18 protein-coding genes and 1 tRNA gene are annotated in these 17,953 nt (G+C 64.0%); 12 read left to right on the forward strand and 7 right to left on the reverse strand.

The features are described from left to right. Positions 1-44 precede the first annotated feature (44 nt). Positions 45-623 carry a magnesium transporter gene (locus ACGYLY_RS17175; protein WP_395283343.1) on the forward strand — a complete coding sequence of 193 codons (579 nt, stop codon included), beginning with the start codon at positions 45-47 and terminating at the stop codon, positions 621-623. After that, positions 624-1,181: a magnesium transporter gene (locus tag ACGYLY_RS17180; RefSeq protein WP_395283345.1), complete on the forward strand. Its 558-nt coding sequence runs from the start codon at positions 624-626 to the stop codon at positions 1,179-1,181. Positions 1,182-1,193: 12 nt separating this feature from the next. Here ACGYLY_RS17180 and ACGYLY_RS17185 read toward each other — a convergent pair whose 3' ends face one another. Next, on the reverse strand, positions 1,194-1,613 hold the full coding sequence (locus tag ACGYLY_RS17185) for a coaE operon protein (protein WP_395283346.1): 420 nt from the start codon (positions 1,611-1,613) through the stop codon (positions 1,194-1,196). After that, positions 1,610-2,191: an AAA family ATPase gene (locus tag ACGYLY_RS17190; RefSeq protein ID WP_395283347.1), complete on the reverse strand. Its 582-nt coding sequence runs from the start codon at positions 2,189-2,191 to the stop codon at positions 1,610-1,612. The genes ACGYLY_RS17185 and ACGYLY_RS17190 overlap by 4 nt, the downstream gene beginning before the upstream one ends. A 93-nt stretch (positions 2,192-2,284) precedes the next feature. Between ACGYLY_RS17190 and ACGYLY_RS17195 the strand changes: the two genes are divergently transcribed. The 3 genes from ACGYLY_RS17195 (at position 2,285) to ACGYLY_RS17205 (ending at position 4,801) form a co-directional block, all read left to right on the forward strand. Beyond that, a tRNA-Arg gene (locus ACGYLY_RS17195) sits at positions 2,285-2,359 on the forward strand. A 490-nt stretch (positions 2,360-2,849) separates the two neighbouring features. Then, a complete protein-coding gene (locus ACGYLY_RS17200) occupies positions 2,850-3,509 on the forward strand; it encodes a TIGR00266 family protein (RefSeq protein ID WP_395283348.1) in 660 nt (219 codons plus the stop codon). A gap of 122 nt (positions 3,510-3,631) precedes the next feature. Next, positions 3,632-4,801 carry a pyridoxal-phosphate-dependent aminotransferase family protein gene (locus ACGYLY_RS17205; RefSeq protein WP_395283349.1) on the forward strand — a complete coding sequence of 390 codons (1,170 nt, stop codon included), beginning with the start codon at positions 3,632-3,634 and terminating at the stop codon, positions 4,799-4,801. Positions 4,802-4,868: 67 nt separating this feature from the next. On the opposite strand, the gene rnz is transcribed toward ACGYLY_RS17205, so the two are convergent. Beyond that, positions 4,869-5,795, reverse strand: coding sequence for a ribonuclease Z (gene rnz, locus ACGYLY_RS17210; protein WP_395283350.1), 927 nt, complete (start codon positions 5,793-5,795; stop codon positions 4,869-4,871). Positions 5,796-6,154: 359 nt separating this feature from the next. Here rnz and ACGYLY_RS17215 point away from each other — a divergent pair, with 359 nt between their 5' ends. Both ACGYLY_RS17215 and ACGYLY_RS17220 read left to right on the forward strand, forming a co-directional pair. After that, on the forward strand, positions 6,155-8,215 hold the full coding sequence (locus ACGYLY_RS17215) for a hypothetical protein (RefSeq protein ID WP_395283351.1): 2,061 nt from the start codon (positions 6,155-6,157) through the stop codon (positions 8,213-8,215). A 100-nt stretch (positions 8,216-8,315) separates the two neighbouring features. Continuing rightward, positions 8,316-9,371 carry an AAA family ATPase gene (locus ACGYLY_RS17220; RefSeq protein WP_395283352.1) on the forward strand — a complete coding sequence of 352 codons (1,056 nt, stop codon included), beginning with the start codon at positions 8,316-8,318 and terminating at the stop codon, positions 9,369-9,371. 32 nt (positions 9,372-9,403) lie between these two features. Here ACGYLY_RS17220 and ACGYLY_RS17225 read toward each other — a convergent pair whose 3' ends face one another. Further along, positions 9,404-10,180, reverse strand: a complete 777-nt coding sequence (locus ACGYLY_RS17225) for a nucleoside phosphorylase (protein WP_395283353.1) — start codon at positions 10,178-10,180, stop codon at positions 9,404-9,406. 95 nt (positions 10,181-10,275) lie between these two features. Further along, positions 10,276-11,124, reverse strand: coding sequence for an ATP phosphoribosyltransferase (hisG, locus tag ACGYLY_RS17230; protein ID WP_395283354.1), 849 nt, complete (start codon positions 11,122-11,124; stop codon positions 10,276-10,278). Between the two features lie 128 nt (positions 11,125-11,252). Here hisG and ACGYLY_RS17235 point away from each other — a divergent pair, with 128 nt between their 5' ends. From ACGYLY_RS17235 to hjc, 4 genes are all read left to right on the forward strand, one after another. Beyond that, on the forward strand, positions 11,253-12,545 hold the full coding sequence (locus ACGYLY_RS17235; protein ID WP_395283355.1) for an amidohydrolase: 1,293 nt from the start codon (positions 11,253-11,255) through the stop codon (positions 12,543-12,545). Positions 12,546-12,619: 74 nt separating this feature from the next. Next, on the forward strand, positions 12,620-13,903 hold the full coding sequence (locus tag ACGYLY_RS17240; RefSeq protein ID WP_395283356.1) for an adenosylhomocysteinase: 1,284 nt from the start codon (positions 12,620-12,622) through the stop codon (positions 13,901-13,903). Between the two features lie 88 nt (positions 13,904-13,991). After that, positions 13,992-14,936: an alpha/beta fold hydrolase gene (locus ACGYLY_RS17245; RefSeq protein WP_395283357.1), complete on the forward strand. Its 945-nt coding sequence runs from the start codon at positions 13,992-13,994 to the stop codon at positions 14,934-14,936. Positions 14,937-15,006: 70 nt separating this feature from the next. Further along, a complete protein-coding gene (gene hjc, locus ACGYLY_RS17250) occupies positions 15,007-15,495 on the forward strand; it encodes a Holliday junction resolvase Hjc (RefSeq protein WP_395283358.1) in 489 nt (162 codons plus the stop codon). 42 nt (positions 15,496-15,537) lie between these two features. On the opposite strand, the gene ACGYLY_RS17255 is transcribed toward hjc, so the two are convergent. Further along, a complete protein-coding gene (locus tag ACGYLY_RS17255) occupies positions 15,538-16,221 on the reverse strand; it encodes an SWIM zinc finger family protein (RefSeq protein ID WP_395283359.1) in 684 nt (227 codons plus the stop codon). A gap of 326 nt (positions 16,222-16,547) precedes the next feature. Here ACGYLY_RS17255 and ACGYLY_RS17260 point away from each other — a divergent pair, with 326 nt between their 5' ends. After that, positions 16,548-16,751 carry a transporter gene (locus ACGYLY_RS17260; protein ID WP_395283360.1) on the forward strand — a complete coding sequence of 68 codons (204 nt, stop codon included), beginning with the start codon at positions 16,548-16,550 and terminating at the stop codon, positions 16,749-16,751. Between the two features lie 52 nt (positions 16,752-16,803). Here the strand turns inward: ACGYLY_RS17260 and ACGYLY_RS17265 are convergent, their stop codons facing one another. After that, positions 16,804-17,868 (reverse strand): DNA primase, encoded by a 1,065-nt coding sequence (locus ACGYLY_RS17265; protein ID WP_395283361.1) that lies wholly within the window; start codon positions 17,866-17,868, stop codon positions 16,804-16,806. Positions 17,869-17,953 lie beyond the last annotated feature (85 nt).

The following is a 17,953-nucleotide window of genomic DNA, read 5'->3' on the forward strand; positions in this document are numbered from 1 at the left end:
AAACACACCGCTTTTTTGTCCCGTGCCACCTTCCACAGCAGTAGATGACCGTCCGGGAAGTCGCCGCCGAGGCATACCGAGAGGCCCTCCCTGCGCTTGCGGCGAGCATGGTCGGCGGCCTGTTCGCGGGCGTCGTTCTCGGCGGGATGCGCGCCGAACTCCGCCAAGTTCCGGGGTTGTTGGTTCTCGTCCCCGCGCTGCTGGCTACCCGCGGGAACGTCTACGGGTCCCTCGGCGCACGCCTCGCGTCCGGCCTCCATCAGGGGCTGGTCGAACCGTCGTTCGTTCCGGACGACGAACGGGTGTGGGCGGCGATCGTGGCCTCGCTGGCGAACGGAATCCTCGCCAGCCTGTTCGCGTCGGTGGTCGCGTTCGTCGTTCTGAAAGCCCTCTCGGACTCCGTCGCGCCGCTTCCGACCCTCCTCGCGATCGCGCTCATCGCGGGACTGTTGTCGGGCGTAGCGCTGACGGTTGCCGTCGTCCTCGTCGTCTTTGCGGGGTATCGCCGCGGGCAGAACCCGGACACGCTCGTCGGTCCGCTCGTGACGACGACGGGCGACGTGTTCGGCATCTCGTTTCTCCTGCTCGCCGTCCGAATCGTCGTCGCGCTCGGGGGCGGCTAGATGCCGACGCGCTGGACGATTCGATCCATCATGCGAGCGATGCTCCCAGTGTTGCTCGCACTCACGATGGTCGAAATCGGAAGCGGGCTCGTCCTCGGATCGTTCGAGAGTACCCTGTTACAGTATCCGGCGCTCCTTGCGTTGGTGCCCGTGACCATCGGAACGGCGGGCAACCTCGGGAGCATCCTCGCCGCGCGGCTCTCCACCGCGTTTCACCTCGGGACGCTCTCGTTCGGACGTGAAGACGAGGTGCTCACCGGAAACGCCGTCGCCACGGTTCTCCTCGCAGTCACGATTTTCCCGCTGGTCGGGTTCGGGGCGTGGACGCTGACGTGGGTTATCGGCGGGACGAAGCTCGGGCTACCCATCGTCGTCTTCGTCTCGCTGGTCAGCGGCATCGTGCTGGCGTTCGTCGCGATTCTCGTGACGCTCGTTGCCACGTACGTCGCCTACCGGTTCGAGTTGGACCCCGACGACGTCGTGATTCCGGTCGTGACGAACGCCTGTGACGTACTGGGCGTCATCGTCCTGTTCGTCGTGGTGCAACTGCTGGTCTGAAAAACGAGCCGCTTACCGCTCGTCGTCGGTATCTATCGGTTTCCCGTCCTCGGTCGGCGGTGCGACGTAGTCCACGAATTCCTCGACGGTCGGGTCGTCGACCCGCATTCGAACGTGGAGTTCGCCGAGTTCGTCCGGATTGCCGACGGCGAAGTTGACCACGCCCTGAAACGCGGCCTGTTTTTTCAGGTCGAACGAGAGCGTGTTCCCCTCCCGCCCCGAGAAGAACTCGCCCCGCGCCGTGTCGAGAATTTCCTGTCGGTGGAGGAGTTCCGAGAAGTGTTCGACGCTGTGGGCCTCGGCGACGAGCTCTTCGCCGTCCGATTTCACCTCCGCACCGGGGAAGACGTTCTCGATTGCGTCCTCGATTCGCGCCGCTATCTCCGTGCCGTTTACCGGTGCCGTGATCCGGATATCGACGCTGTAAATCATGCGTTCTCCTCCGCTTTTACGTTCTCAAGCCCCGAAACACCGGCTTCGAGGAGCGCGCGAATTCGACGACGAAACCCGTCGAGCGTTCCGGTGTTGTCGATGACGGCGTCGGACCGCGCCATCGCACGGTCGAGACCGAACCCGAGTTCCCGTTCGTCGCGTTCTCGAAGTCGCGCTTCGTCGGCATCGGAGTGGTCGCGCCCCCGCTCGCTCAATCGGTCCGCGCGAACGTCGAACGGCGCTTCGATGCTCACCAGCACGAAATCGTCGCCGAAGGCGTCCTCGAACCGTTCGACCTCGACGCCCGACCGAATCCCGTCGACGAGGACGGTGTCGCTCGCCGTCAGTGCCTCATCTATCTGCGGGAGAGACGCCTGTGCGATGGCGTCCGGGCCGTTCTCCTCCCGGAGCGCCTTGGCGATTTCGCCGTGGTGTTTCGCCGGGTCGAGACCGCGTTCGCGACACGCCGCGCGGATGACGTCGCCCATCGTGACGACCGGGATGTCCATCTCCTCGGCGACGGTGGCAGCCTCGCCTTTGCCGCTCCCCGGAAGACCGACGGTTCCGATTACTCGCATCGGTTCGAATTTATCGTGAACCGTGCTTAAGGGCTGTGTTTGCGGGGAAGAATCCCACCTTCTTATGATGGCTCGCCGATAATGCTGTACCGAGGGCACGTAGCTCAGTCTGGATAGAGCGTCGGACTTCTAATCCGACGGCCGTGGGTTCGAATCCCATCGTGCTCGTGAACCTTTTGCTGCGCTCACTTCGTTCGCTGGCAAAACGTTCATGAAAAGCTCTGCGTCACCCCCTTCGGGGGTTCCTTGGCCTGCTCGCTTACGCTCGCAGCTCTATCTCTATCTCTAGCGACTACCGCCACCGCACCGCCGCCGGAGTGATAAGCGAACCAGTGCGAAAGGGGATTCGAAGCCTGCAAGTCGATGCCCGGAACGTCTTGCTCTGGTTCGAATCCCATCGTGCTCGCTTGACTTCGCTTACGCTCGTCTCGCTCGCACGATGTAGTCACCCTCGCTCAGCAAGAGCAAAGCTCTTGCTTGCTCTCGTTCGCTCCTTTCAGTCGCTCACGAGAACGTCGCTCGCAGTTCGATTTTTGAGACTCCCGAGCGCAGAAACCGGCCCATTATCCAGTCGAAAGCCCATCATCGAAAAAGCAGGTCACAAACCGAGAAGGAGGCCGGGAGGGCTATCCGTCGTGGCGTCGTGGCTTAGTCGAGCATGGAGTACGAAATCACGAACCAGCCAGCGTTCGCCGAACTCGTACTGACACTGGACGCGGGCGAGGAGATTCGGGCCGAGTCGGGATCGCTGGTCAGCCATTCGGCGACGGTGGGCGTTCCCTCGGATACGACACCGTCGCTCGAACGCTCCGTTTCAGACGAGGAGGCGGCGTTTTCGACCACGTTCGCTGCGAACAACCCCGGGATGGTCAGGCTCGCGCCGCCGTTTCCGGGCGATATCTTTCACTACGAACTCCGCGACGAGATGCTGTACGTCCAGTCGTGTTCGTTTCTCGCGGCGGAACCCGGCATCGACTTCGACGCGCCGTTAGACGAGGGGGAGACCTTCGTGGAGTGCTCCGGCGACTTCCTCCTCGAACTCTCGGGCGCGGGGCTCGCGTTCCTCTCCAGTTACGGGGCCGTCTCGGTCGTCAGCCTCGACCCCGGAGAGACGTACCTCGTGGACACCGGACACGTCGTCGCGTTCGAGGGGTCGGTGGAGTTCGAGGTGACGCGGTCCGATAGCATTCAGTCGCCGACGGGCGGCAGGGGCGGCCTCCTCTGTGAACTCGAAGGGCCGGGGACGATTTGGACGCAGTCTCGAAGTCCGGTGGCGCTCCTCAGGTGGCTTCTCCCGAACGTGCCGAGCGACGAGTGAATCCGAAGTTGCTTGCTCGAACTTTCCTGATTCGGTCGGGGTAGCTAACAGGTGGTTGACGACAAGTGGCGGAATTTGCGCGGCGCACGACGCTTATTTATGGGGAGGTAGAACGGGTGAGTATGCGAGAGGATTTTCTCCTACTCAACCCGGGTCCGGTACCCCTCGCGCGCGACGTTCGACAAGTGATGAGCGAACCGATGGTGTCACACCGCTCCGCGGAGTTCGAGTCGGTGTACGAGGACGCCCAAGACGGCCTCGATTACGTCTTCGAACGCTCTTCGCTCGACGGAACGCCGACGACGAGCGGCGGTACCAGCCTCATCTTCAACGGGACGGCGACGATGGCGATGGAGGCCGCCGTCGCCAACCTCGCGGGCGAAGACGACGAAGTGGTCGCCGTCGTGAACGGCAAGTTCGGGCGCAGATTCAAGCGAATCGCCGACCGGTACGCGAACGTGACGCCGGTTACGTCCGACTGGGGCCACCCCGTTGACCCCGAGGCCGTCGCCGAGGCGGTCACGGACGACACGAAAGTCGTGACGATGGTCCACAACGAGACGAGTACGGGGCTGCTGAACCCCGTCTCCGAAGTCGGCGAAATCGCGGCGGAACACGACGCCTACTTCGTCGTGGACGGCGTGACGTCCCTCGGCGGCGACGAGTTCCTCGTGGACGAGTGGAACGTCGATGTCGCGGTGACGGACGCACAGAAGGCCCTCGCGGCCCCGCCGGGAACGAGCGCGATGTACGCCACGCCCCGCGCACAGGAGGCATTCGACGGCGAGAGCGCACCGTTCTACGAGGATCTGGACTGGCACCTCCGAAAGGCCGACTCCCATCAAACGCCCTTTACCAGCGCCGTGCCGCTGTTCCGCGGCCTCGCGCTCGCCGTCGGCCACATCGAGGAGGAGGGAATGCCGGAACGAATCGCACGCCACCGCCGACAGTCCGCCGCGTTCCGGTCGGCGTTCACCGCGATGGGACTGTCGATGTTCCCCGAGCGAAACGACGCCTCGGAGTACTCGAACACCCTGACGGCGATTTCGCTCCCCGTGGGCGTCCGGGAGAACCCGGACGACTTCTTCGACGCCGTGACCGAACGCGGCGCGAGCATCAGCGGCGGACAGGCCCACCTCGGCGGCGAGATATTCCGCGTGAGCAACATGGGCAACCTCTCGTCGGAGCAGGTCCTACGCGGCGTTCGAACCATCGGCGAAGCGTTCCTCGACGTCGACGAGGACGTGGACTTGGAGGCCGGTATGGCCGCCGCCCGCGAACAGCTTCGATAGAATTGACGGTGTAAGTCGGCCTTTTTTGAGACGATGGATGGCGTTCGAAGTATCGTCCCGACTCGCCCTATTCGTCCGGGAACGGAACGTCGACGAGGTCGCCGTCGTCGGGGGCGAAGACCTCGCCGTCGAACTCCTCGCGGGCCTCGTTCAGATGCGCGGAGACGTTTCCGGCGTAGCGCGAGGAGACGTGCGTGATGGCGAGACGGGCCGCGTCCGCGCGGCGGGCGACGTTCGCGGCCTGCCTCGCGGTCGAGTGAGCGGTCTTCTGTGCGCGGTCCTTTCTGTCGTCGGCGAACGTCGCGTCGTGGACGAGCAGGTCGGCGTTTTCGGCGGCCGAGACGACCTGCTCGGTGGGGCGGGTGTCACCGGTGTAGACGAACCGGCGGCCGGGTCGCGGTTCGCCGACGACTTGCTCGGGGCGGACGACGGAACCGTCGTCGAGTTCGACGGGGTCCCCGCCGTGGAGCTGCTGGAACTTCGGGCCGACGGGGACGCCGAGTTCCTCGGCCCGTTCGCGGTCGAAGCGACCCTTTCGCTCGTCTTCGACCAGCGCGTAGCCGACGGAGTTCGCGTCGTGGTCCGTACGGAAGGCGCGGACCTCGTACTCGTCGCGGCGGACCGCGACCTCGCCGGGTGCGACCTCCGTGATGTGGACGGGGAACGACGGTTGGTGGCCCGCCGCGTGAACGAGCGCGTGGACGTCCTCCCCGGTTCCGCGCGGCGTGTATATCGTGAGCGGGTCGTCGCGGTCGTTGAAATCCCACGTCTGAACCAGGCCGGGGATTCCGAGGATGTGGTCGCCGTGGAGGTGTGTGATGAAGAGGTCGGAGACGGTGAATCCGGTTCCAAAGCGCATCATCTGGCGCTGGGTCCCCTCTCCGGCGTCGAAGAGCAGGCGGTCGCCTTCCCGGTTGACGAGGATAGAGCTCGGGTTTCGTTCCGTCGTCGGCACTGCCCCACTGGTTCCGAGGAAGGTAACGCGCATCGACATCTACCCGCAAATCGAAGGCCGACGATTAAACAGCCTTCGAAAGCGTCGCTGGTGCGTGTGGAAAGTGAGAGTTGTTCTCGTCGTCGTCGGACGGGCCGGCGCGCGAAGGAGCGACTTAACCCGTCGAATCGGCGTCTTAACCCGTGAACGGTGGACGCCGTTTATCGGTTATCTCGTCGTCAAATCGGTCGCGGAATGGGAGAGACATGACACGAATCCCGAGAACAGTGAGTGCTGTATTCGTGTCCCTTCTCGTCGTCTTCGCTGGCGGTGTTGCGACATCGCTAGCGACGTCGGGCGGAGGGGGGTCGAATACGGCATCTGAAACGCAGGTTACGGGCCTGAACGATGTGTCACAAATGAACACATCGGAGGCAAACGTAACGATAGACGACCAACAAAGTGACGGCGAGACGCTCGTCATCTCGTCCGTGACCATGCAAGAGGGTGGCTTCGTCGCCATCCACGACCAAAGCCTGCTCGACGGGAACGTCGTCGGCAGCGTGTTGGGCAACTCCGTATATCTCGAACCGGGGACGCACGAGAACGTCAGCGTGACGCTCGCGCGACCCATCAACGACACGGAGACGCTCATCGCGATGCCGCACATGGACACGAATTCGAACGGCGTCTACGACTTCGTTATCGGAAACGGCACCGTTGACGGGCCGTACACCGCAAACGGCGAAGCCGTCGTCGACGACGCGCAGATTTCGGTGGGCGAGGAAGGCCCCGCGATGGGCAACGAGACGAACCAGACGGGACAGCAGTTCGTGTTCCGTATCGAATCGCTCTCCATCGCCGAGTGGTCGTTCGTGGTTGGTGACAGCACCCAACCCGACCGCACCGAAGTCGTGAGCGGTATCGACTTGGAAGACGAGACGGTTCACGTCAACACGACCGAGCTGCTCCAGAACGGGTCGGCGTCGGACGTCGTCCAACGCGGACCGGACGTCTCACAGAGCGACGTGAACGACGTTGCGGAACAGGCCAACGCGACTTCGACGGGCGACATCGATACCGTCCGCGTGGTACTCCGCGACATCACGATTCAGAACACGACGTTCATCGTGGACGCACCGCGGAACGTGAGCTTACCCAACCTCCCGCACATGCCGGGAGGACCGGGTGTTCCCGAACAACCGACGATGTCGAATCTGGACGCGAACATCACGTTCGACAACCAGACCAGTGACGGACAGACGGTGACGGTCGATTCAGCCACCCTGTCGGAGGGTGGCTTCGTTACCATCCACGATTCGAGCCTCCTCGACGGCAACGTCGTCGGGAGCGTCGTCGGAACGTCGGAATACCTCGAACCGGGAACGCACGAGAACGTCAGCGTGACGCTCAACGAACCGCTGACCGAGAGCCAGACGCTCATCGCGATGCCGCACCTCGACACCAACGACAATCAGGTGTACGACTTCGTGACCTCGGGCGGCAGCGCGGACCTGCCGTACGTGGTGGACAACAACGTCGTCGCCGTCCCGGCGTACGTAACCGTCGAGGACGGTGGCGGTGCGGCGACTACGACGGCCACGTCCACGACGACGGCAGCGCCCACGACGGGCACGTCGACAACGACGCAGGTCGGTGGCGGCGGAGCGGCCACGACCACCACGTCGGCGACCGGAACGACCACGACGAGCGGTTGTGGCTGTGCGAACACCACGACGGCGGCAGAAACGACGACCCAATCGACGAGTACGACCCAAACCACGACTGCGCAGGGCACGACGGCAGAGGGTACGACTACCACGACTCAAGCCGGAAACGCCACCGTGGAGAACGTCAGCGACCTCGGACCGTCGTTCTCGGTGAGCAACCTCGAAGCACCGTCGAACGCGACGGTCGGTGACACGATATCCGTCAGCGCGACCATCAGCAACCCGACCAGCCAGCAACTCACGCAATCCGTGGACTTCCGGTTGGCGGGGACGGTGGTTCAGCGCCAGAACGTCACGTTGGACGCCGATCAGAGTACGACCGTTACCTTCGAGATTCCCACGACCGGTGTTGCACCCGGGACGTACCCGCACGGCGTGTACGCCCGCAACTTCGGTCAGCTAGCGACGATAACGCTAGGGGCCGGTGAAAACGCGACGACTACGACGGGGACGACGACTCAAGCCGGAACGACGACGAGTGCAGGGACGACGAGTGAAGGAACCACGACGGCCGCATCGCAGACGACGACTGTCGAAAATGTGACGCAAGCGGAAACGACGACCAGCGCCGGAAACGAGACGACCCAGGCTGAAACGACGACGGCCGGAGCTGCGACGACCCAGGCCGAAACGATGACCAGCGCCGGAAACGAGACGACCCAAGCCGGAACCGTGACGAGCGCCGGAAACGAGACGACGAACGCGAGCGTCGTCGCCTCGGTTCTCGACGCATTCGGGGACCTCGTATAACGTCCTCTGTCGTTTCTTTCGACGGGTGCGTTCATCAGCCGCTTTTTTCGCCGCGACGCAACCGACCGATTCTTGTCCGACGACTCCCTACCGATACCAAATGGAGTCGCCGCTGTGGACCGAAACGCACGCGCCTGCCCTCGCTGACCTGCCCCAACCGGAGGTACGCGACTATCTGGAGCGGGCGGTGAACGAGCCGATAAACCTCGTCCTTCACGGCCCGGAGGGGAGCGGGAAAACCGCCGCCGTGCGCGCATTGGCTCGCGAGGCACACGACGACCCGGACAACGACCTCGTGGAGATCAACGTCGCGGACTTCTTCGACCGGACGAAAAAGGAGATTCGAGAGGACCCGCGATTTTCCAACTTCCTGCAGGGCCAGACCGAGTTCTCGAAGCAGTACCGACAGGGGTCGGGGAAGAAGAAGTACAAGCGAAACTGGTCGAAACGCGAGATGATAAACCACGTTCTCAAGGAGTACGCCGGCTACGCGCCGTCGTCGGGGTCGTACAAGACCATCGTCCTCGACAACGCCGAGTCCATTCGCGAGGACTTCCAGCAGGCGCTCCGCCGCGTGATGGAACAGTACCACGAGACGACGCAGTTCGTCATCACCACGCGCCAACCGACGAAGCTCATCCCGCCCATCAAATCGCGGTGTTTCCCCGTCTCGATGCGAAAACCGACCAGCGGGGAAATCGAGACCATTCTCCGGTCGATTTTGGACGAGGAGGAGGTCGAATACGACGACGGCGGGATTCAACTCATCTCGGGGTACGTGAAAGGCGACGTGCGGAAGGCCATCCTGTACGCGCAACTGCTGTACGAACAGGAGGACCGCGTTCACAGCGACGATTACGAGGTCATCCGCGAGTTCGGCATCAGCGGGCGTATCACCGACATGCTCGACAAGGCGGAACGGGGCGATTTCAACGACGCCCGCAAGGACTTGGACGACCTGCTCGTGGACGACGGCTACAGCGGCGAGGAGGTGCTCGAAGCCATCATGGAGGCGTTCCGGCAGAACCGCTATTCCGGCGACGAACTCGCCGAACTGGTCGTCCTCGCGGCGGAAATCGACATGGACTTGGCGCGCGGAACGAGCGACCGGTTACAGATTTCGCACCTGCTGGCCGAGTTGGGTGCCGAGTCGTAAGGGTCGTTCTCTCTTTTCCGTTTTCGCCTCGGTCAGTTCACGTACGACGCGAGTATCTCCTTCGCCGTCTCGCCGAGGTGATGCATATCCTCCGCCGTCAGGTGGAACTTCGGTTCCCACTCCGAGAGGCCGAGGTAGTCGCTGACGACGAACATCGACCCCGCGTCCACGCCGCGGTAGTAGGCGACGGCGAAGACCGCCGACGCCTCCATCTCCACGGTGAGGACGCCCTCTTCGGCGTACCGACGAACCTCGGCCTCCGTCTCCCGGTAGATGGCGTCGATGGTCCACGAGGTCCCGGCGTGGAACCCCTCGTCGCGGCGCTCCAGCAGTCGCTTCGTCTCCGCCGTGAGCGACTCGCTGGGGAGCGCGTACTTCTCGGATTCGGCGTAGTGGTGTGATGTTCCCTCGTCGCGTATCGCCTCCTCGCAGACGATGAGGTCGCCCATTGCTATCGACTCGTCGAGACTGCCCGCGAACCCGACGGAAAGGAACGCTTCGACGCCGTCCGTGACGAGGTCCTCCATCAGCATGGCCGTGGTCGGCGCGCCGATGCCGAAGTTCCCGACCACGCCGACGGTGTGGTCCGTGTCGGCGAAGGCGTAGCAGTCGCCGTAGTAGTGGTCGATGGCTCTCCCGTCGTGTGTTTCGACCAGATACTCCATCAGCGAACGACTGTAGACGAGGATGACCGCCGTCGGCGGCTTCTCCAATTCCTCGTCGCTCCGTTCAGTCTTGTACTCCGAACTCCGTCGCGGGGTGACGAGCGGCGCTGAATCGTGCTTCGTCGGGTGATTCGGAAACGGCATCTGTCCCCGAACCTACCGATAGCGCGGTGAAATACGTTTTGCAGGCGTGAGAAATAGTGGCAAAATATCCGTTCGAACGTCGGGACGGTCCGTCGTTAGTCCACGAGGCGTTCGATTTCCGTCACGAGGATGCCGCTGGCACCGAGTCCCTTGACCTCGTTGATGGTCTCGAACACGTCCCGCTCGTCGACGACGGTATGGACGGCGACCTTGCCGTTCCCCGCGATGTCCATGACGGTCGGTCCGCCGAGGCCGGGCATCACGTCCCGAATCTCGTCGAGTTTGTCCTCGGGGGCGTTCATCATGAGGTAGCGTTTGCCCTCCGCCGAGATGACCGACTGGAGCGCCATCGTGACCTGTTCGACCTTCTCGTCGCCGACCATGTCCTCGCGGGCGAACAGCCGAACCGAACTCGACAGCACCTCGTCGATGATGCCGAGGCGGTTGACCTTGAGGGTCGTCCCGGTGCTCGTGATGTCGATGATGGCGTCGGCCATGTCGACGTGCGGGGTGAGTTCCGTGGCACCCGACACCTCCACGATTTCGGGCGACACTTCGGTTTCGGCGAAGTACTGCTTCGCGACGTTCGGGAACTCGGTGGCGACCGTTTTACCCGCGAGGTCGGCCACTTCCTTGATATCTCCTTCCTCGGGTGCGGCCAGCACGAGACGGCATTGACCGTACCCCAAATCGAGGATATCGGAGACGTTGCCCGGGTTCGCCTCCCGCATCTGGTCGAGGCCGGTGATGCCGATGTCGGCGGCACCGTCGCTCACGTATTCCGGGATGTCGGCGGCCCGGGCGAACAACAGCGTCACGTCCGGGTCGACGGTGCTCGCGTACAGTTTGCGGTCCGCACCGTCCACGACATGCAGCCCGGCGTGTTCGAGCAATTCCATCGACGGGTCGTGCAACCTGCCCTTGTTAGGGACCGCGATTCGCATTATCTCGGCTTCGGTCGGCCAGACGGATTACTCTTGCTTTCCCGGTTCAAACTGCAAATTGTGCCATACCGTACCGTATCACGGGTGAATCCAGCAGAGTCATGCGAGGGGGCGAACTATTTCGGCCCATGACGACGCTCAAAATCTCCGGTGGGCGGGTACTGCGACCGGACATGACCGTCGAACGCGCGGACGTGCTGGTGGATCAGGACGACGGAACGGTCCTCTCCGTCGGTGACGTCGCGGACGCGGACGAGACGCTGGACGCGAGCGACGGCCTCGTGATTCCGGGGCTCGTAAACGCGCACTGCCACGCCGCGATGACGCTCCTTCGCGGCTACGCGGACGACGAGCCGCTCGAAACGTGGCTCCGGGAGTCCGTGTGGCCCGTCGAGGCCGCTTTGACGCCCGAGGACGTGCGTGCCGGAACCGAACTCGGCGCGCTGGAGATGATCAAATCGGGAACCACGGGCTTCGCGGATATGTACTTCGAGGTGGACCGAGTCGCCGAGGCGGTCGAGGAAGCCGGACTTCGCGCTCGAATCGGACACGGCGTGGTCACGATCGGAAAGGACGAGGACGCCGCACGCGAGGACTTCCGGACGAGTCTCGATATCGCCACGGAGTTCGACGGCTCGGCGGACGGCCGAATCACGACGGCCGTGATGCCCCACAGCCTCACGACGGTCGGGGAGAAGTATCTGGACGAGTTCGTCCCCGAAGCGCGCGAGGCGGGCGTCCCGCTCCACTACCACGCGAACGAAACGCGGGACGAGGTCGTCCCCATCGTCGACGAGCGGGGGAAGCGACCGCTCGAATACGCCCGGGAGAAGGACATGACCGACTCGTCCGATTTCGTCGCCCACGGCGTCCACGTCAACACGACCGAAATCGGGCTGCTGGCGGAGACGGGCACCGCGGTCGTCCACTGCCCCGCCTCGAACATGAAACTCGCCAGCGGGATGGCTCCCGTGCAGGCGATGTTGGATGCGGGCGTCACGGTCGGAATCGGAACGGACGGCGCGGCGTCGAACAACGACCTCGACATGTTCGGCGAGATACGGGACGCGGCCATGCTCGGGAAACTCGCCGCGAACGACGCCAGCGCCGTCCCCGCCGAATCGGTCGTGGAGATGGCGACCCGCGGAAGCGCCACGGCGCTCGGGTTCGACAGCGGCCGCATCGAGGCGGGCGCGAACGCGGACCTCGCCGTCGTCGACCTCTCCGCGGCCCACCTCGTTCCCCACCACGACCTCGTGAGCCACCTCGCCTACGCTGCCCGCGGCAGCGACGTGAGACACACGATTTGTGACGGGCGGGTTCTCATGGAGGACCGCGAGGTGCTGACGCTGGACGAGGAATCGGTCCGTGAAACCGCCGAGGAGAAGGCACACGAACTGGTCGACCGGGCGACGGAGTAACTGCCACTCGCTGTTTTTTTCGTTCCCAGTTTTCCTTCGGTACCGTTTTCAACGCGCTCGACCATCTCGGACGTATGGCAGACTATCCGCCCATCAGCGAGCAGTTGGACGATTTGGAGTCCGCTCGCGTCGAGGGGCACCGCAAGATGGACTGGGCGCGCCAGCACATGCCGATAATGACGACGATTCAGGAGGAGTTCGTCGCCGACAAGCCGCTTTCCGGCCAGCGAATCGGCATGGCGATGCACGTCGAGGCGAAGACCGCGGTCCTCGTCGAAACGCTCGCCGAGGGCGGCGCGGAAGTCGCCGTCACCGGCTGTAATCCGCTTTCGACCCACGACGACGTGAGCGCCGCGCTGGACGAACACCCGAACATCACCTGCTACGCGAAGCGCGGCGTGGACGACGAGGGCTACTACGAGGCCATCGAGTCCGTCATCGACCTCGAACCCACCATCACGGTGGACGACGGGATGGACATGGTCGCGGCCATCCACGAGGATCACCCCGAACTCATCGAAACCGTCGTCGGCGGGTGTGAGGAGACGACCACCGGCGTCCACCGACTCCGCGCGATGGACGCGGACGGCGCGCTCGATTACCCCGTCTTCGCCGTCAACGACACGCCGATGAAGCGCCTGTTCGACAACGTGCACGGCACCGGCGAGTCGTCGCTGGCGACCATCGCCATGACGACCAACCTCTCGTGGGCCGGGAAGAACGTTGTCGTCGGCGGCTACGGCTACTGCGGCAAGGGCGTCGCGAAGAAGGCGGTGGGCCAGAACGCGAACGTCATCGTCACGGAAGTCGAACCGCGCCGCGCCCTCGAAGCCCACATGGAAGGCTACGACGTGATGCCGATGGCCGAGGCCGCCGAAGTCGGCGACGTGTTCATCACGACTACGGGCAACCGCGACGTTATCACGAAGGAGCACTTCGAGGTCATGAAAGACGGCGTCCTCCTCGCCAACGCGGGGCACTTCGACGTGGAGGTCAACCTGAACGACCTCTCGGACCTCGCAGTCGCCGAACGCGACGCCCGCGACGGCGTTCACGAGTACGAAATGGAAGACGGCCGCCGCCTCAACGTCATCGCTGAAGGCCGCCTCGTCAACCTCGCAGCGCCCATCGCGCTGGGTCACCCCGTCGAGGTCATGGATCAGAGCTTCGGTGTGCAGTCCGTCTGTGTCCGCGAGATAGTCGAGAACGGCGAGAAATACGACGCAGGCGTCCACGAAGTGCCGGACGAACTCGACAAGGAAATCGCGGAGATCAAACTCGACGCGGACGGCGTGGAGTTCGACTCGCTCACGGACGAACAGGAAGAGTACATGGGTAGCTGGCAGCACGGGACGTAAGTGGATACGTTCGAAGCTTCGACCCGCTTTCGAGGACCTCCGCTGTGCCGACCAAACGTTTTCTTTTCGACGGACCGACAGTGGGACCATGAGTCTCGACCACGTCGCGCCGGGCAACGACGAGGAGGAGACGTATCTCGATGCCCTCTCGATGGCCTGTGACCACTACGATATCGACGCCGAGTCGAAATACGTTCACTTCTCGAACCCCGCGGTTCGGGTTCACTACCTGACCGCTGGCGACGGCCCGCCGCTCGTCCTCCTGCACGGCCTCGGCAGCACCTCGGCCGTCTGGCTTCCGCTCCTCGACGCGCTCACCGACCGCTTCACCGTGATCGCTCCCGACCGCCCCGGGAGAGGTCTCTCGACGCCGACGGACTACCGCGAGACGGACCTGCGGACGTTCGGCGTCGAGTACGTCGTGGACCTGCTGGACGAACTCGGAATCGAGGAGACGAGGGTCGTCGGCAATTCGCTCGGCGGATTTCAGGCGCTCGCGCTCGCCAGCGACCACCCGGCCCGCGTAAAACGACTTTGTCTCGTCGGCGCGCCCGCCGGTCTCTCGCGGAGCGTCCCGTTCGGTTTTCGACTGTTCGGCGTGCCGATGGTCGGCCGGTGGTTGTTCGACTACTCGGAGGCGACGACGGTGGCGGACGCTCGGAAGACGAACCGCCAGATGAACGTCGCGGACGACTCGGCGCTCCCCGACTGCTACTTCGGCCCCGAGATTCGAACCGAAGCGGTGCCCGGTCAGCGCGAGAGCCTCTGGACGCTGTTGGAGGCGCTCGGGTCGGTTCGCGGAATGGCTCCCCGGTTCGACCTCCGGGACGACCTCCCGACCGGAGTTCCGACGCGGTTCGTCTGGGGGACCGAAGATTACTTCTGGAAACCGGCGGTCGGCCGTCCCGTCGTGGGTGAGATGGCGAACGCCGACATGGTGGTGCTGGACGGCTACGGACACGTTCCGTGGCTCGAACCGGGCGACGCCGCCGAAGAAGCGACCGTGGCGTTCCTGACCGACGACGGGACGTGAACTCGCGAACCACATTCACCGCGCTATCGGCCGTTTTATTGCCCGCCCCCGCCGACCATCGACCGAACACATGGCGAATCGGAAAGGCGACAGACGGGAGCGCGAACTCGTCAACAGACTGGACGACGCGGGATTCGCGGTCATGCGCGCTCCCGCCAGCGGGGGTGCGACCCAGCGCGAACTGCCGGACGTGCTGGCCGGAAACGGGACGGTTTTCTACGCTATCGAGGCGAAATCGAGTTCGGGGGACCCGATCTATCTCACGGGGGAGGAAGTCGAAGCCCTCGTTTACTTCTCGCAGAACTTCGGCGCGAAGCCCAAGATCGGCGTTCGGTTCGACCGGGAGGACTGGTACTTCTTCCACCCGGCGGACGTTCACCAGACGAAAGGCGGCAACTACCGAGTGAAGAAGGAAACCGCGCTGGATGAGGGCGAGTCGATGGACGACTTGTGGAAAGCGGACGACGACGAGGGGTCGAAACACGGCGTCTCGGACGTCCTCCACGCCGTCGAACAGGGCGTCCTCTCGGTGGACGAGGCGACGGAAATTTTGGAGTAGCCGTCGCCCGCGATTCACTTCCACGGCGAAAAATCGGTTCGACTACTCCGCTTCCCGAAAGTCGGTCAGTTCCGACTGGTCGCCCGGACGCTCGGGACGCTGGAGTCGCGAGCGCGGGAACGAGTAGCGCCGAACGTGCCGCGCTTCGACCTGCTCGGGACGAAGCCCCGACGGAATCGGGTAGAGCACTTCGACGACCGGGTCGTCCGCGGGGTAGCCCTCGTTCGCCGGGTACGTCGCGACGGTGCAGTCGCGGCCCGGAACCTCGACTTGGTCGGCCCGGTGGTCCGTCATTCCGACGACCACCAGCAGATCGCCGGTCGCGCGGTCCACGACGGGTTCGCCGGGTTGGAGTTCGCAGTGGTCACAGAAGTGTGGTCCCGCGGCCGCCGTCTTCTCGTCCACGAAGATGACGGACTGACAGCGGGCACACTCGACTGCTTCCTTTCCCGGCGGCGGGACGCGACCCTCGTTGATTTCGATGGCGACCCGGCGGAGGTGCTTACACCGAACGCCCCGCATCATGTGGTCGGGGCAGGTACAGCGCCCGCCGAGCAGGTCCACGAAGTACGTGTTGTCGCTCTGGCTTTCGACTTCGTACAGTCCGCCACCGAGCGGCGTGACGGACATGCGCTCCGCTCTGGCACGTTGCGAGCGAGGATTCATCTCCTCGGTCTCCGCCAGCGGAGCCAGCGATACTTTTCCGGAAGCGGCTGTGTCTATCATGGGTGCTTCCTCCGACGTGAAACCGAACGACGAAAATCGACTCGTTCCGGCCACTCGGCGCCGGTTTCGACGTATTACCGTACGTGCCGAGCGACCCTAAGGCTTTCACCCGTCGACGCGAGTCTTCGGGTTGCTCGCCCCGCGAAACGCCGGTAATAGCTCGTTTCCGTGTCGAGGGAACGTTCCCCCTCTTCGGGAACCGTCCGTGACGTTCGCGTTCGGCGTTGATTCCCCGCTGAAACGGCGTACATCCCGCGAACGCGGAGAAATTCGGACGGCGACTTCGAAACGGAGAACTTTTGATGCAACCCCGGAAAACGAAGAGCATGAATCTCGAGGACGACACGGTTCGCGACATCGTCGTCTCCGTCGTGTCGGTCGGCTTCTTTATCGTAGCGATGTTCGTCGTGGGGTCGCAGTTCAAAAGCGGCGGGATCACCGGCACTGGCGCGCTCGAAATGGTCGGCGTCATCACGCTCTTCGTCCTCGTCATGACCGGCGTCGGCTTTTGGCTGGCGAATCAGCACTGACGTTCGAACCGACTCCGACCGGTCGTACCGATCCGTATCGATCGCTCGATCTCTACCGGTCTCGCCAATCCGTCGCGGTTCCGTTTTCGTCCAGCGCATCCTCGTAGTAAACGAGTGGATGCGTCACCGTCTCACAGCGCTGGTCCTTGTTCACGCAGTCGCCGTACGCTTGGAGCGTCGCGCAGCTCGGCGGCGCGAACTGCGTCGTCCGTTCGTCCCGGAGTCGTTCGATTCTGGCGCGGAGACGGTCCCCGCGTCCAGACGACCGGACTTCACAGAGCGAGAGGATTTCGTCGGCGTCGAGTCCGATGCTGGTGAGAAACGAAACCAGCGTGAACTCGGAGTGTGCGGGAAGCGTTTCCGCGTCGCGTGCCCGTGAGAGGAGCGCCGTCATGCACGGCGGGAACAACTCCGGAACCAGCGTGTCGATGTCGTGCGAGAAGTCGGCGTCGGTGAACGACGATTCCAGTTCCGAGAGTTCGTCGGCGAGTTCCTCGCCGATTTCGTCGGGGACGGAAAGCGGCAGGTCCGCGGCGATTCGCGTCTCCACCGCCGTTCGAAGCAGTTCGTGTAGTTCTCCCTGCGAGACGACCACGACGCCGTCTTCGAGTTGGCGCGTGACGAGTCGCCATCCGTCCCCGAACTCACCGACGAGCGAGATGTAGGTCGAAACGGCGACGCCGAACCCGTCACCGCGCGTCGTGATGTCGCCGGCGAGGTCGAAATCGGCGAGGAACGCATCGAGCGTGAGCGACGCTCCCTGCGTACTCCTCAGTCCGTCGTCCGGCGTCTCGAAGTCGGCGGTGAACCGTTCGTAGGCCGTCGTCGCCTCGGCGTTGGCGTACTTTTCGACCGCACCCGGCGCGTCGAGGAGCGAGACCAGCATCCGGGCGATGGGATAGGAGAGCACCTCCGCCGTCGTCGCCCACCGTCGGCCGTCGTCCGGCGCGCGCACGGTTCCGTCGAGGAGTGCTCGACGCACGCGCTCCACGCCGCGTTCGACTGCGGGGTGGCGGCCACCATCCCCCGCGATGACTTCCGCGAGGTCGAGGTTCGCGTCCCGAACCGCCTCACGTGCGGACGCGAGGAACGGGTATCGGGCGTGGAGCGAGTTCATTAATCGACGTTACGAGCGATGCCCGATAAACGCGACGGTCGCCGGTAACGGTGCGTTTCCACATTCGGTTCGCGGGAAATGCCGC

This window comes from Haladaptatus sp. CMAA 1909, assembly GCF_043952005.1.
Classification (GTDB): Archaea; Halobacteriota; Halobacteria; order Halobacteriales; family Haladaptataceae; genus Haladaptatus.